Source organism: Pseudoalteromonas sp. SR44-5 (genome assembly GCF_014163675.1).
In the GTDB taxonomy this organism is placed as follows: Bacteria; Pseudomonadota; Gammaproteobacteria; order Enterobacterales; family Alteromonadaceae; genus Pseudoalteromonas; species Pseudoalteromonas rhizosphaerae.
The window spans coordinates 115,385-129,137 of sequence record NZ_JACJDT010000004.1 but is presented as its reverse complement, the minus strand read 5'-3'; the positions used below and the strand labels follow the sequence as shown (position 1 = coordinate 129,137).

Sequence of the window (13,753 nt, the reverse complement as noted above, 5' to 3'; positions counted from 1 at the left end):
CTACAATTATGCGCATAGAAACGCTAAAAAAGTTACCGGATACTCATTAATGGAATTAGACTGGCAAAGCCGCATAATAAATCAAAACAAGTTTCGCCCTAATGACAATCGCTCAGCGTGGCAAGTAGACCGCTCCCGGATAATCCATGCAGCTGCATTTAGACGTTTGCAAGCTAAAACTCAGATAATGGGAATTGGCCTAAATGATTTTCATCGTACACGATTAACTCATTCTTTAGAGGTATCGCAAATTGGCAGTGGTTTACTTCGTCATTTAGAGAAACAACACCCTGACTTCACACATTTTCCCGACCCTAGTTTGCTTGAGACGCTTTGTTTGGCGCATGATATAGGCCATCCTCCTTATGGCCATGGCGGTGAAATTGCCCTTAACTACATGATGCGTGAACATGGTGGTTTTGAAGGCAATGCACAAACACTGCGCATTGTTTCAAGACTCGAACCATACAGTGATGGTCATGGTATGAACTTAACGCGCCGTACTTTGCTTGGCTTTATAAAATACCCGGCTTTTATTGATGACTTATGGCACACCATCCCACATCATGATCCGCAACGTGCATTTATAAAAGCTGACGACTGGCGTCCAGCAAAAGGTTTATACAAGGATGATAAAGCGACCTTTGACTGGATTGTAGCGCCTTTATCTGACGCTGATAAACAACGCTTAGGCGATTTTAAGGCCGTCGATGAGTTTAGATCTAAAACCAGTTTTAAATCCCTTGATGCAGCAATTATGGAACTTGCCGACGATATTGCTTATGCCGTACATGACCTTGAAGACGCAATTGCAACAGAGCAAATCACCCTAAAAGAGTGGCAAAATCATGCCTTACCCGCACTTGAGCTTGTGCAATGTGAGTGGCTTGGCGACAGTAACTTAACCGAGCGGCTATTTTTAGGTAGCGAAGCACAACGTAAAGATGTGATTGGGGAATTAGTAAACTTATTTATTACTCAATCATCCATTGTGCACACAGAACTTGAGTTTGAAAATCCAATTTTAAATTACACCGTTGAACTACCCCACTGTTATCAGCATTTACTTGAGACTTTAAAGTCATTTATTTATCAACGACTCATTCGTGCTTCACATATGCAGCAAATTGAGTTTAAAGGACAAAAGTTAATTATTGAATTATTTGAAGCATTTGCCTGCGAACCATTACGACTTTTACCTGAAACCACAGCAAATGTGTTTCGCCTAGCACAACAACAAAATGGTAATACACACAGAGTAATTTGTGATTATTTAAGTGGCATGACTGACGAGTATGCGTTTAAAACACACCAACGCCTTTTTTCAAGTAATAGCTAGCATTAACAAGATATGTGATATGAAAAGTACACCAGAATTTACTAGCTTTAAGAAGTTTTACCCATACTACTTACAAGAACATAAAAATATTACCTGCAAACGGTTACATTTTTTTGGTAGCTCTTTGGTGCTTATTATCGTTTTGTATGTGCTGTATAGCCAACAATTTATGCTGTTGTGGTTGCTACCCATTATTGGTTATGGTTTTGCCTGGGTTGGTCATTTCTTCTTTGAGAAAAACCGCCCTGCTACGTTCAAATACCCGTTTTATAGCTTATGGGCAGACTGGGTGATGTTTAAAGATATGCTGATTGGCAAAATAAAATGGTAGTCACTGTTGTTTTGTAATAACCGACAAACAAGCAAAAAGATCATTATGCAAACCTGTTTTTGTCGCTTTTCAGTGATATAGTTAACGCCATTTTTGCTATTCAAGATATTAAAATGTATCGATTATTTGAGCGGATGATCAAGCCGTTTCCCGAACAAAAGCCAACCCAGCCTCCTGCGACGCTATTTGCATTTTGTCGTCACTACACTAAAGGTATGGAAGTCTCGCTATTTTTTATGTCGCTAAGCGCAGCATTGCTCGCGATTTTAGAAGTATCACTGTTTAGCTATATGGGCCAGCTTGTTGATTGGCTAAGTATCTACACCCCTGAAACATTATTTGTTGAGCAAAAATCTGAACTCATAAAAATGGCGATAGTGCTACTTGTTGTCCTACCTATCGTGGTGTTTTTTCATTCTGCGATATTGCACCAAGCCTTGTTAGGTAATTACCCGATGTCAATTCGTTGGTTAGCACATCGCTATTTGCTTCGCCAAAGTGTGAGCTTTTACCAAAATGAATTTGCAGGGCGCATCGCCACCAAAGTAATGCAAACATCCCTCGCGGTGCGTGAAACCGTGATGAAACTACTTGATGTATTAATGTACATAGTGGTTTATTTTGGCGCTATGGTGTTTTTAGTAGCCGAAGCCGATTGGCGCTTAATGCTTCCTTTGCTTGTATGGTTAGCTCTGTATATTTTGATCCAAATGTACTATGTACCTAAGCTCAAAAAAGTGGCTAGCTCGCAAGCAGACGCTCGCTCTGAGATGACCGGCCGAATAGTTGACAGTTACACTAATATTTCGACTATTAAATTGTTCTCATATACCCAACGTGAAGAGCAGTACGCAAAAGACAGCATGGATGTATTTTTACAACCTGTGTATAAGCAAATGCGCTTAGTTACCAGTTTAAATTTTGCCATTCAAACGCTTAACTACTTTTTAGTATTTAGTGTTGCGGCATTATCTTTGTATTTATGGACTCTGAGTGCCATTAGTGCCGGCGCAATTGCAATTGCGGTAAGCTTAGCACTGCGTTTAAATGGCATGGCACAGTGGATCATGTGGGAAATTAGTGGCTTGTTTGAAAACATCGGCACTGTCGCTGATGGTATGAAAACGTTATCAAACCCAATTGAAGTCGATGATCTGCCTGATGCCAGCACATTAAGTGTAACCACAGGTGCAATTGACTTTAATAATGTGCATTTTAACTATGGTAAGGCCGCAAACGAAACGAATCGCGGCGCTGTTATCAATGGCTTAAATCTCAACATCAAAGCCGGAGAGAAAATAGGTCTTGTTGGTCGCTCTGGCGCTGGTAAGTCAACACTCGTTAATTTGTTGCTACGTTTTTACGATATTGATAGCGGTAGTATCAACATCGACGGCCAAGATATCTCAAAAGTGAGTCAAGAAAGCCTGCGTAAGTACATTGCGATGGTTACCCAAGATACTTCTTTACTGCATCGGACAGTCAAAGAAAATATCCTTTATGGCCGCCCAGATGCCAGCGATGAAGAAATGATGAAAGCGGCTAAACAAGCCAAAGCGCTAGAGTTTATTGATGACCTTGAAGATAGCAAAGGCAACAAAGGTTTTGCAGCCCAAGTGGGTGAGCGCGGCGTAAAACTCTCTGGAGGTCAACGCCAACGTATCGCCATTGCTCGGGTGCTGCTGAAAAACGCCCCGATATTAATTTTAGATGAAGCCACCAGCGCGCTCGATTCTGAAGTTGAAGCGGCTATTCAAGCTAGTCTTGATGATTTAATGGCCGGTAAAACCGTCATTGCCATCGCGCATCGACTATCCACTATTGCACAAATGGATCGGCTCATCGTACTTGATGAGGGCGGCATTGTAGAGCTAGGTAGCCATGAAGAACTGCTGGCACAAAATGGTATTTATGCCGCGTTGTGGACACACCAAACCGGCGGGTTTATTGGTGTAGAATAATTTTTACCTAGCCATAACGCCTTAGTTAAGTTTCAAAATCCAAGCGCTGTTTTTTGAAACTTAACCAGCCAAGTGTCATTACGAAAATTTTTATCGTTTTTAATACAACTTAAAAACCATACCTTCCCTGCCAATTTGGCTATGAAACTGTTCCCTACAAAACTCATATTTTGGGTGGCTTGGCCGTCTATTTATGCCCAAACCACCTCAAGATGCGAGTTTCAGTTGGAATTAAAAGCGATTTAGGCAAGGCATTGCTTGCAAGGAATAGTGGTTCTATTGTTAAAATCAATAACGCAGTATAAATCGCTTTAAACCAACCTGTTGGGAGTTTCACAGGCACTTACTCTCAGCGTTGTTACTTCTTAAAAGGGACTGCCATTGTTGCAAAGTAACGCCTTGATATTAAGCCCCTGTGAAACGCTGAATTCTGCACCTTGAGGTGGTTTGGGTATACTGCTATAATCGCGGCCTTTCATAGCCTGCGTAATTTGTCAGAGTGTCTCCTTTTAGCTCTGTAATACGCATATGCGCTAGTAGTTTAAATGACAGCAACCTGTATAAGCGAAATTATCCATGAGCGAAAATAGTCACATTAAAGTCATCGTTGGCATGTCCGGCGGTGTTGATTCTTCTGTATCAGCTTATTTATTAAAACAACAAGGCTATCAAGTTGAAGGCCTGTTTATGAAAAACTGGGAAGAAGATGATAATGATGAATATTGCGCTGCTGCCGACGATTTAAAAGACGCGCAAGCAGTCTGTGACAAGCTGGGGATTGAACTACACACAGTTAATTTTGCCGCAGAATATTGGGATAACGTATTTGAGTACTTTCTTGCTGAATATAAAGCAGGCCGTACGCCAAATCCTGACATCATGTGTAATAAAGAAATCAAATTCAAAGCTTTTTTAGAATTTGCAGCAACGGCGCTTGGCGCTGATTTTATAGCCACGGGCCATTATGTACGCCGTGAATTACGCGATGATAAATACGTTATGTGTCGTGGTCTTGATGATAACAAAGACCAAAGCTACTTTTTATACACATTAAGTCATGAACATATTGCACAAACGCTGTTCCCAGTTGGTGATATTGCCAAACCTGAAGTGCGTCGCATTGCTGAAGAGCAAGACTTAATTACCCACGATAAAAAAGACAGTACCGGTATTTGCTTTATCGGTGAGCGTAAGTTTAAAGACTTCCTACAAAAATTCTTACCTGCACAACCGGGTGTTATTGAAGACACAGACGGTAACAACGTTGGTGAGCACGAAGGCTTAATGTATCACACTCTCGGTCAACGCAAAGGTTTGCTAATTGGTGGCATGAGAGAAGGCTCTGGCGAACCATGGTATGTAGTAGATAAAGACTTAGAACGCAACGTATTGATTGTTGGTCAAGGTAAAGACCATCCGCGTCTTTACAGCAATGGACTAAATGCCAACCAATTACACTGGGTTGATCGTGTTGGGCCAAAAGGTACCACCCGCTGCACGGTAAAAACTCGCTATCGTCAAGAAGACCTAAACTGTACGCTGCTCGTTGGCGATGATGGTTTTGCCCGAGTATTATTTGATGAACCACAAAAAGCAGTAACCCCAGGACAATCTGCGGTGTTTTATGTCAACGAAATATGTTTAGGTGGCGGTATTATTGATTCGGTGATCAAATAATGAATGAACACCAAGTCATGGCATTAGCAGCCATGTGCCAAGTTGCTAAACAAGTTCAAAAAATAGCGCAGTACGGCAGTAGCAACGATTACGAATTAGAAAAACTATTAACCAGTATTGTACAAACCTCCCCTGATTCACCCAGTGATGTGTATCAAGGCACTGAGAATCTAAGAGATGGTTATAAAATCTTACTTGATCAACTCAGTGCAGGTGAAAAGAAAGATGTTGAAATCGTCAAATACGTTGGCGGTTTAATGCAACTTGAGCGTGCACTGAGCGCAAAAGCAAGTAGCTTAGCAGAGCTTGGTAAAAGCATTGATGATATCAAGCGACGTCTTGATCACTTTGCTATTACTGATGACACTGTTATTACGGCTCTTGCCGATATTTATTCAAAGGTGCTTAGCCCCCTAGGGCACCGAATTCAGGTTTATGGCAAGCCTGACTTACTAAAACAGCAATTAGTACAACACAAAATACGTGCATTATTATTAGCAGGTATTCGCAGTGCAGTATTATGGCGACAAATGGGCGGTAAACGCCGTCACTTTTTCTTTGCGAAAAGAAGAATTATCGCCATTGCTAAAAACCATATTTAATTATCGTTCAAAACTAAAATTTAGGAGTTATTATGGAGCTTTCAGCGTTAACAGCTATCTCTCCGGTGGATGGTCGCTACGGCAGCAAAACCACTGAACTACGCAGTATTTTCAGCGAATTTGGCTTGATAAAATACCGTGTAACAGTCGAAGTTCGTTGGTTACAAGCCCTTGCAGCAGCTGATGCGATCAAAGAAGTACCGGCATTTAGCGACGAAGCCAATGCTTTACTTAACGCGATTGTTGATAACTTCAGCGAAGCCGATGCGCAACGTGTAAAAGATATCGAGCGTACTACAAACCACGATGTTAAAGCCGTTGAATACTTATTAAAAGAAAAAGTAGCTGACAACGCCGAGTTACATGCAATTAATGAATTTATTCACTTTGCATGTACATCAGAAGACATCAATAACCTGTCTCACGGTTTAATGCTCACTGAAGCACGTAACGAAGTATTACTTCCTTACTGTGATCAACTACTTAATGCAATTAAAGAAAAAGCCATTGAGTACAAAGCAGTACCAATGATGACACGTACTCACGGTCAACCTGCAACACCTTCAACTATGGGCAAAGAATTTGCCAACGTATATATGCGTTTAAAGCGTCAACGTGACCAAATTTCACAAGTTGAAATGCTAGGTAAAATCAACGGTGCTGTAGGTAACTACAATGCTCACCTCAGTGCCTACCCTGATTACGATTGGCACAATCATGCTGAGCAATTTGTAACTAGCCTAGGGTTAACATTCAACCCATTTACAACGCAAATTGAACCGCATGACTACATTGCCGAGTTATTTGATGCGATTGCTCGCTTTAACACTATCTTATTAGATTTTGACCGTGATGCATGGGGCTATATAGCGCTAAATCACTTTAAACAAAAAACCATTGCGGGTGAAATTGGTTCATCAACTATGCCACATAAAGTTAACCCGATTGATTTTGAAAACTCAGAAGGTAACTTAGGTCTAGCAAATGCTATTTTCGCTCATCTAGCGCAAAAGCTGCCGGTATCTCGCTGGCAACGTGACCTTACTGACTCAACAGTACTGCGTAACTTAGGTGTTGGTATGGGTTATGCGCTAATTGCATACCAGTCAACCCTAAAAGGTGTAAGCAAGTTAGAAGTAAACGAGCAACGATTACTTGACGAGTTGGATCAGAACTGGGAACTGCTAGCAGAGCCAATTCAGACGGTAATGCGTAAATACGGCATCGAAAAACCATACGAAAAGCTAAAAGATTTAACCCGTGGTAAACGTGTAAATCAAGAGATCATGGCTGACTTCATCGATGGTTTAGAGTTACCGGAAGAAGCAAAAGTAGAAATGAAAAAACTAACACCGGCTAACTATATTGGTCGTGCTGTCGAGTTTATCGACAACCTAGTTTAAGCTTTCTGCGACAACTTATTTTATATACACTATAAAGCGAAAGGCTCTTGCCTTTCGCTTTTTTCATTTTAATGGGCGCAGCATGTATCAATTAACGATTAACGACTTATCCGAGCAAGACTTTCTAACACAGTTTTGGCAAAAAAAACCGCTCTTGATCAAGCAAGGGTTTACAGACTTTGCCGACCCGCTTGATGCTAATGAGCTTGCCGGTCTTGCCATGGAAGAGAGCATTGAATCGCGTATTATCACTAATCATGATAATGACTGGCAAGCGCATCATGGCCCATTTGAAGATTTTGAATTACTAACCGAGCAACATTCTACCCTACTCGTACAAGCAGTCGATCATTGGCATCCTAATGCTGCGCAGCTGCTGGAACCATTTCGGTTTATTCCTAATTGGCGTATTGATGACCTAATGATCAGCTTTTCAACGCCTGGGGGTGGAGTCGGTCCGCATTTAGATCAATACGACGTATTTATTATTCAAGGTGAAGGCAAGCGTCATTGGCGTGTCGGTATGCCAGATAATAAACTAAAACAATTTGCACAAAATAAAAGTTTATTACAAGTTGAACAATTTCCAGCCGTGATTGATTGCATCCTAGAACCAGGCGATATTTTATACATCCCGCCGGGCTGTCCACATGAAGGTTATGCTGTAGAAAACGCATTAAACTACTCGATCGGATTTCGTGCACCAAATCAACGCGATCTATTATCAAACTTTGCTGATCACATTATTGATAAAGAAGCGGGAAATAGCCGTTATCAAGACCCTGCAATAACACTGCGCGATTCTAAAGGTGAGATCCAAGCTTGCGAAGTCGAAAACATTAAACTATTAATGCAAGCGGCCCTAAATGACGATGCATTACTTAAATCTTGGTTAGGTAATACACTTAGTCAACCTAAGCATGAAATGGATTTAATGCCGCCAGAAGATTTATTTAATAGTGAACAAATAGCTGAGCTATTGAATGATGATGTGATTTTTGAGCGCCTCGGTGGCACCCGTGCATTGTATCAAGTTTTTGAAAATGAAATACTTCTCAGCGTAAATGGTGAAAACTACCCACTCCCTGTTAGTGACTTAACTGCGGTTAAATTACTCACTGACCATACTATGGTGACAGCAGAGCAACTAAATAGTTCAAAAAATAGTTTAGTTTTTATACAAACCTTTACTACACTAATTAATGAGGGGATTTGGTTTTGCTAGGAGTGTGTTTGTATGGGCTATCATATCAACAAGGTAGAATGGGATATAGGCAAGGAGTTACTACAACAGATCAGAGAGCGGGTATTTGTATGTGAACTACATATTCCCAAACATATCGAGTTTGATAATCTTGATAGATATGCTCATCATATACTGGTAACAGATGACAGCCAAGGCCCAGTTGCAACAGGCCGATTATGTAGCGATGGCCTTATTGGCCGTATTGCGGTGCTGCCAGAGCACCGTAATCGCTCCGTCTATCGTTCATTGCTGAATTATATTGTTGAGCTTGCACAACAGCAGGGTTGTGATTGCGTCAGCATTAATTGTATTTTAAATGAGGTAGAACGATTTAAACGTAATGGCTTTGAACAACAAGGTTGTGTGTTTATGGAAGCAGGTATTCCACGGCTTCGTATGCAATGCCCCATTAATAAATTCAATACGAAACCATTTACACTGGTGCATTGATAAAAATTTATTAAAAATGGCCATCCTAGCGAGTTAAAAACCACCAATTTAACGCAATGGGCATTAAAAAAGCGAACATATTAATGTGCAACTCCACATAACACGTTCGCTTTTTTAATTTTTAAAGCTGTTCTTTATATTAAAATCTTTAAGTTAAAATTATAAATAAGCTTTCAGGTCAATTAACTTCGTTTGCCCACAGCTGTTCTTTTTCGTACATTTCATAAATACCATGCGCACGATTAATTAGTAGGTTTGCAAAATCAACTTTAGTTTTATCGTGTCCACCGGTTTGCATAATTTGATCTGCTTTTAACTGCCATTGCAGAGAAAAATATCGCAGCGCATCACGCGCATTTTCGGCAACTGATGCTAACGCATGATCAGTTGGTAAGCGACCGGTGATAACCCAATAACTTTTACCGTCTTGGCCTTTAAACTTCCATAGGGCACATAACGGAGCGATAAAGCGGCTTTCTTTTTCTAGCAAAGTTTTTGGCATTACGCCCTTCTCTGCTAAATGCTTTTGTGCATTTTGAAAACACTCACGTTGCCATGCAATACTTTGCTGCTTTGCTTGTTCTTGTTCTTCTGGTGTTAATTCTTTAAGTTGTTTTTGTTCCACAGTATTCATCACTCGTTTACATAATTTTAGTTACTTTAAGGGCATATAATTATCGGTGCAAGTATAAAAGACCAATTCCAGCGAGAGCATAAACGATCGCCTGTTTTTTCTACACTCTAACCCATCGTTCTACGCACAACTGTTTACTAATACAGCAGAAAAATCAATTTATAGCTAATTTATAAACTATAAAGCCGTTGTTAATGCATACCAGCACGGTATTATTCATCGTTTGTTTAACGATAATTCTTTTTCGCTGTCATACGATTAAAAAAACTAGGAAAGAAACGTTTTATAGTCGGAGCCCAGCCACTGATCCCCTCGCCAACCACCACTTCATCTTTACGTTTAGCTATTGCACTGACCATTTGCTTCACAGCAGCCGTTACATCCATACCATTTTCAATGGAGTATTCAGCCTTATTTTGCGCAATACCATGTTCATTAAGTGAATTATGAGCAATAGCCGTTTTTATAGAGCCTGGGCAGATAGTCAAACAATGAATGTTTTTATTGGCCACTTCAGCTCGCAAACAATCCATAAAACCAACGACTGCATATTTAGAGCCTGAGTAACCGGTTCTGAACTTAGAGCCAACTTTACCTGCGACACTGCTGATTGATACTACACAGCCGCCGCCATTTTTAACCATACTCGGTAATACCGCTTTAGTTAGCGCAATCAAACCAAAATAGTTAACTTCCATAAGTTGACGATACACAATAAAGTCATTTTCTAAAAACAAACTACGCTGCGACACGCCACCATTATTAATTAAAATATCAACGTTACCAATCGTAGCCATACTATTTGTAACATACTCAAGTACCCGCTCAGGTTGTGATAAATCAAGAGGTATTACTTTGTGTTGTCCAGCCGGTAACTCGCTACAAAGTTGATTTAGTTTATCTGCACTTCTGGCTGATAAAATAATATTAGCGCCTAAGTGTGCTAACTGTATCGCTAACTGTATCGCTAACTCTTTACCAATACCTGATGATGCCCCGGTGATCCACACCGTTTTATTATTAAAGTTCATGCTCTACCTATGATTATTATTAAGGCTTTGTAGGACCCGCAATGTCTGTGATCTGTTGCTCGAGTTGTTTATATAGTCCGAGTAAAAAAAGCGCCTCAACAAGCACAAATAATGGCCCAATGATAAGCCCGATTAAGTCATCAACAAAAGCTGGTTTTTTACCTTCAAAATAATGCCCAATAAACTGTAAAACCCAGCCAAAAATAAAAACACCTATACTAACAGCTAACCAGCTAGTAAAACTAAGTGATGCAATTGGCGCAGCCGCTATACTCATTACTACTAAAATAACAGCCATTATCAAACCTAGTGAGACATTAAGCAGTAAATAATAAATCACAGTAACTAACACAAAAACATGAGCGCCATTGATAACATGATCAGCAACCGGTAAATTAATACGCGCTAATAAACACAATACAGCGTATACAATGAGTGGAATACCAAAAAAGTGTGTGAGTACATTGCGTTTTGAACGGTGATATAAGCCATAATTGCCCAGTTGTTGTTGCAGTGTTTTCATTTTCTCTACTTTATATAATTATCTTATTATTTACTTTAGCAGTTAACACAACGTAACAATATCTTCTACCCGACATTTGTAAAATCCACTTATACAAATGCGCTTATGATTTTACCTTTATCGTGATCCGGGGTTTTAGATTGTAACTCACGGCCTTTTTGATATTCTTGTCCAAGCATTTTTTGTAACGATTCCATTTGTTTTGCTAATTCGTCATTCCCCCCTGCTGTTGTATTTTTTCTGTCAGCTTTTCAATCGCGGCCTTATGTTCAGCTATTTAATCTTTATCAACACCTAGTCGTTGATAAATAAGCGCTTCATTTACTTCTTCTAAAAAGTCTTTTCCATATGAAGGGTTTTTAAGGCTACTAACAGTATCAGCTTGGCTATTTTTTGCCGTTTCTGGCAATTCGGTTATTGCTTCGAATCCATTGATAGTTTTATTTTATAAAGCAAATTTAAGGCCAGTGAACCCATATCAGGTAAAAAATAGCACAGCTAATGTACAAGTAAAGCCAGCTGTTGTTTATCAAGAATTTCTATACGCTGGTAATGCAGGGAAATAAGCTTTTTTTCACTTAATAACTGCAAGATTTGATTAATAGTTTGACGAGTTAAATAGGTCATATCTGCGAGTTGTTGCTGCGATAACATAATAGTAGCGGTATTACTGGGCAGCGACATGGTTGCCATCATAACCAGCCGTTTACAGACTTTCTGCTGTGCAGTTAATAAAGCATGATCTTCTAATGAAGTGAACAGCAGCCGCATTTTTTGTGAAAGTAAAACACCAAAATCATGCCAATAAACAGGCGTGATTGTTAATAATTGTATCAGTGCCCGATGCGGTACATGTAGCAATCGAGCGGGTGTTTGTGCATAAACATCGTGGGTACGCAAACCACCATCAAATAAAGCAACTTCACCAAACCAAATAGCGGGATCTATAAAACTCAGTACCGCTTCTTTACCTCCTCCATTTACTCCACTGACTCGCATAACTCCATTAACAACAGCGTATAAACCCGCATTTTCATCTCCTCTTAAAAATAATGCTTCATCCGCATCGAGTTTAATTACTTTTGCATGTAACAATAGCTGGTGTTGAAATTCTTCCGAGCGGCTACTAAACCAATTTCCTTGGTTAATTATCGCACGGTCCTGTTCATTCATATCGGTTTACTCTACATTAGTTTTAATAATCAAATAATAAAAGGGATCACTATGTTACACAAAGTTATTTACAGCGGGTTATTGCTAAGTACGTTATCTGCACCAAGTTTTGCAGCAGCTCCTGATCAACAGCTCAACAAGAATCTAAAAAAAGCTAACCACAGTGTAAGTGAAAAAGTGATCACTTGGCGACGCCATCTTCACCAATACCCAGAGCTTAGTAACCGCGAATTTGAAACGGCTAAATACATTACTAAACATTTAAAAGCACTGGGGCTCGAAGTACAAACTGGGATAGCCCATACTGGTGTAGTTGCTAAACTCAAAGGTGGTAAAAAAGGCTCTTTGGTGGCACTGCGTGCCGATATGGACGCCTTGCCTGTCACTGAGCAAGTTGATTTACCGTTTGCTTCAACTCAGACCTCAACCTACCGTGGTAATGAAGTAGGTGTTATGCACGCCTGCGGCCATGATAACCATGTCGCTATTCTAATGGCTGTAGCTGAATCTTTGGCTAAAATTCAAGATGACTTAGCGGGTGATGTATTATTTGTCTTTCAACCAGCTGAAGAAGGTGCCCCAGAAGGTGAAGAAGGCGGTGCTGAACTCATGCTAAAAGAAGGCTTATTTAAAGAAAAACCTGATGCCGTGTTTGGTTTACATGTAACCAGTTCATTAAACACAGGCCAAATTGGCTTCCGTGAAGGTCCGCTTATGGCCAGTGAAGATTCATTTACAATCAATGTACAAGGCCGCCAAACTCATGGTTCACGACCATGGAATGGTGTTGATCCGATTGTGGCATCATCACAAATAATTATGGCCACACAAACAATTTCATCTCGCCAAGTTGATGTTACTAAAGCGCCGTCAGTTATTTCGTTTGGTGCTATTAATGGCGGCGTACGTTCCAATATCATTCCGGATAGTGTCGAGTTAATTGGCACGATTCGCACCTTTGACCAAGCAATGCGCGCTGATATCAAAAAACGTTTAGTGAAAACAGCTGAAATGGTCGCTGAATCCGGTGGTGCTAAAGCTGATGTACATATCGACCACGGCTACCCTGTCACCGTAAACGATGTAAAACTCACGCAAAAAATGACGCCAACACTAACTAAAGTTGCTGGGGCTGAGAATATCATTACCACTGATTTGATCACCGGCGCTGAAGATTTCAGCTATTACGCTTTAGAAACTCCTGGATTGTTTTTCTTTTTAGGTGTTACCCCACAAGGTCAAGATGCAAAAACGGCAGCAAGTAATCATTCACCACAGTTTTTCGCTGACGAGCAAGCACTGCAATTAGGCGTGAATGCTATGACGCAGTTAGTTGTGGATTACTTTGCAATGAAAAAATAACCATAACTTCAACGTACATGC

At 40.3% G+C, this 13,753-nt stretch carries 14 protein-coding genes; 9 read left to right on the top strand and 5 right to left on the bottom strand.

Annotated elements, in window-relative coordinates:
* Nucleotides 1-49 precede the first annotated feature (49 nt).
* From H5154_RS03545 to H5154_RS03510, 8 genes are all read left to right on the top strand, one after another.
* Entirely contained in the window at nucleotides 50-1,339 is a 1,290-nt protein-coding gene (locus H5154_RS03545; protein ID WP_149982532.1) for an anti-phage deoxyguanosine triphosphatase, read from the top strand.
* 19 nt (nucleotides 1,340-1,358) lie between these two features.
* Entirely contained in the window at nucleotides 1,359-1,670 is a 312-nt protein-coding gene (locus tag H5154_RS03540; protein WP_149982533.1) for a DUF962 domain-containing protein, read from the top strand.
* A 113-nt stretch (nucleotides 1,671-1,783) separates the two neighbouring features.
* The gene (locus H5154_RS03535; protein WP_182717412.1) at nucleotides 1,784-3,631 is read left to right on the top strand and encodes an ABC transporter ATP-binding protein; all 1,848 of its coding nucleotides are present in this window, start codon (nucleotides 1,784-1,786) and stop codon (nucleotides 3,629-3,631) included.
* Nucleotides 3,632-4,207: 576 nt separating this feature from the next.
* Nucleotides 4,208-5,308, top strand: a complete 1,101-nt coding sequence (gene mnmA / locus H5154_RS03530) for a tRNA 2-thiouridine(34) synthase MnmA (RefSeq protein WP_182717411.1) — start codon at nucleotides 4,208-4,210, stop codon at nucleotides 5,306-5,308.
* The gene (gene hflD, locus H5154_RS03525; RefSeq protein WP_149982535.1) at nucleotides 5,308-5,910 is read left to right on the top strand and encodes a high frequency lysogenization protein HflD; all 603 of its coding nucleotides are present in this window, start codon (nucleotides 5,308-5,310) and stop codon (nucleotides 5,908-5,910) included. Before mnmA ends, hflD begins: the two co-directional genes overlap by 1 nt.
* 32 nt (nucleotides 5,911-5,942) lie before the next feature.
* Nucleotides 5,943-7,313, top strand: coding sequence for an adenylosuccinate lyase (gene purB / locus H5154_RS03520; protein ID WP_182717410.1), 1,371 nt, complete (start codon nucleotides 5,943-5,945; stop codon nucleotides 7,311-7,313).
* An 82-nt stretch (nucleotides 7,314-7,395) separates the two neighbouring features.
* Nucleotides 7,396-8,538 (top strand): cupin domain-containing protein, encoded by a 1,143-nt coding sequence (locus H5154_RS03515; protein WP_182717409.1) that lies wholly within the window; start codon nucleotides 7,396-7,398, stop codon nucleotides 8,536-8,538.
* Nucleotides 8,539-8,550: 12 nt separating this feature from the next.
* Nucleotides 8,551-9,009, top strand: coding sequence for a GNAT family N-acetyltransferase (locus H5154_RS03510; RefSeq protein WP_145233126.1), 459 nt, complete (start codon nucleotides 8,551-8,553; stop codon nucleotides 9,007-9,009).
* Between the two features lie 178 nt (nucleotides 9,010-9,187).
* On the opposite strand, the gene H5154_RS03505 is transcribed toward H5154_RS03510, so the two are convergent.
* From H5154_RS03505 to H5154_RS03490, 5 genes are all read right to left on the bottom strand, one after another.
* Complete coding sequence (locus tag H5154_RS03505; protein ID WP_220491234.1) at nucleotides 9,188-9,643, bottom strand: DUF4826 family protein; 456 nt, start codon at nucleotides 9,641-9,643, stop codon at nucleotides 9,188-9,190.
* Nucleotides 9,644-9,870: 227 nt separating this feature from the next.
* Complete coding sequence (locus H5154_RS03500; protein WP_182717407.1) at nucleotides 9,871-10,674, bottom strand: SDR family oxidoreductase; 804 nt, start codon at nucleotides 10,672-10,674, stop codon at nucleotides 9,871-9,873.
* A gap of 19 nt (nucleotides 10,675-10,693) precedes the next feature.
* The gene (locus H5154_RS03495; protein WP_182717406.1) at nucleotides 10,694-11,197 is read right to left on the bottom strand and encodes a DUF962 domain-containing protein; all 504 of its coding nucleotides are present in this window, start codon (nucleotides 11,195-11,197) and stop codon (nucleotides 10,694-10,696) included.
* Between the two features lie 277 nt (nucleotides 11,198-11,474).
* Complete coding sequence (locus tag H5154_RS23600) at nucleotides 11,475-11,606, bottom strand: hypothetical protein (RefSeq protein ID WP_259398447.1); 132 nt, start codon at nucleotides 11,604-11,606, stop codon at nucleotides 11,475-11,477.
* Nucleotides 11,607-11,695: 89 nt separating this feature from the next.
* Nucleotides 11,696-12,370 carry a Crp/Fnr family transcriptional regulator gene (locus H5154_RS03490; RefSeq protein ID WP_182717405.1) on the bottom strand — a complete coding sequence of 225 codons (675 nt, stop codon included), beginning with the start codon at nucleotides 12,368-12,370 and terminating at the stop codon, nucleotides 11,696-11,698.
* Between the two features lie 51 nt (nucleotides 12,371-12,421).
* On the opposite strand from H5154_RS03490, the gene H5154_RS03485 reads away from it, so the two are divergent.
* Nucleotides 12,422-13,732 (top strand): amidohydrolase, encoded by a 1,311-nt coding sequence (locus H5154_RS03485; RefSeq protein ID WP_182717404.1) that lies wholly within the window; start codon nucleotides 12,422-12,424, stop codon nucleotides 13,730-13,732.
* Nucleotides 13,733-13,753 lie beyond the last annotated feature (21 nt).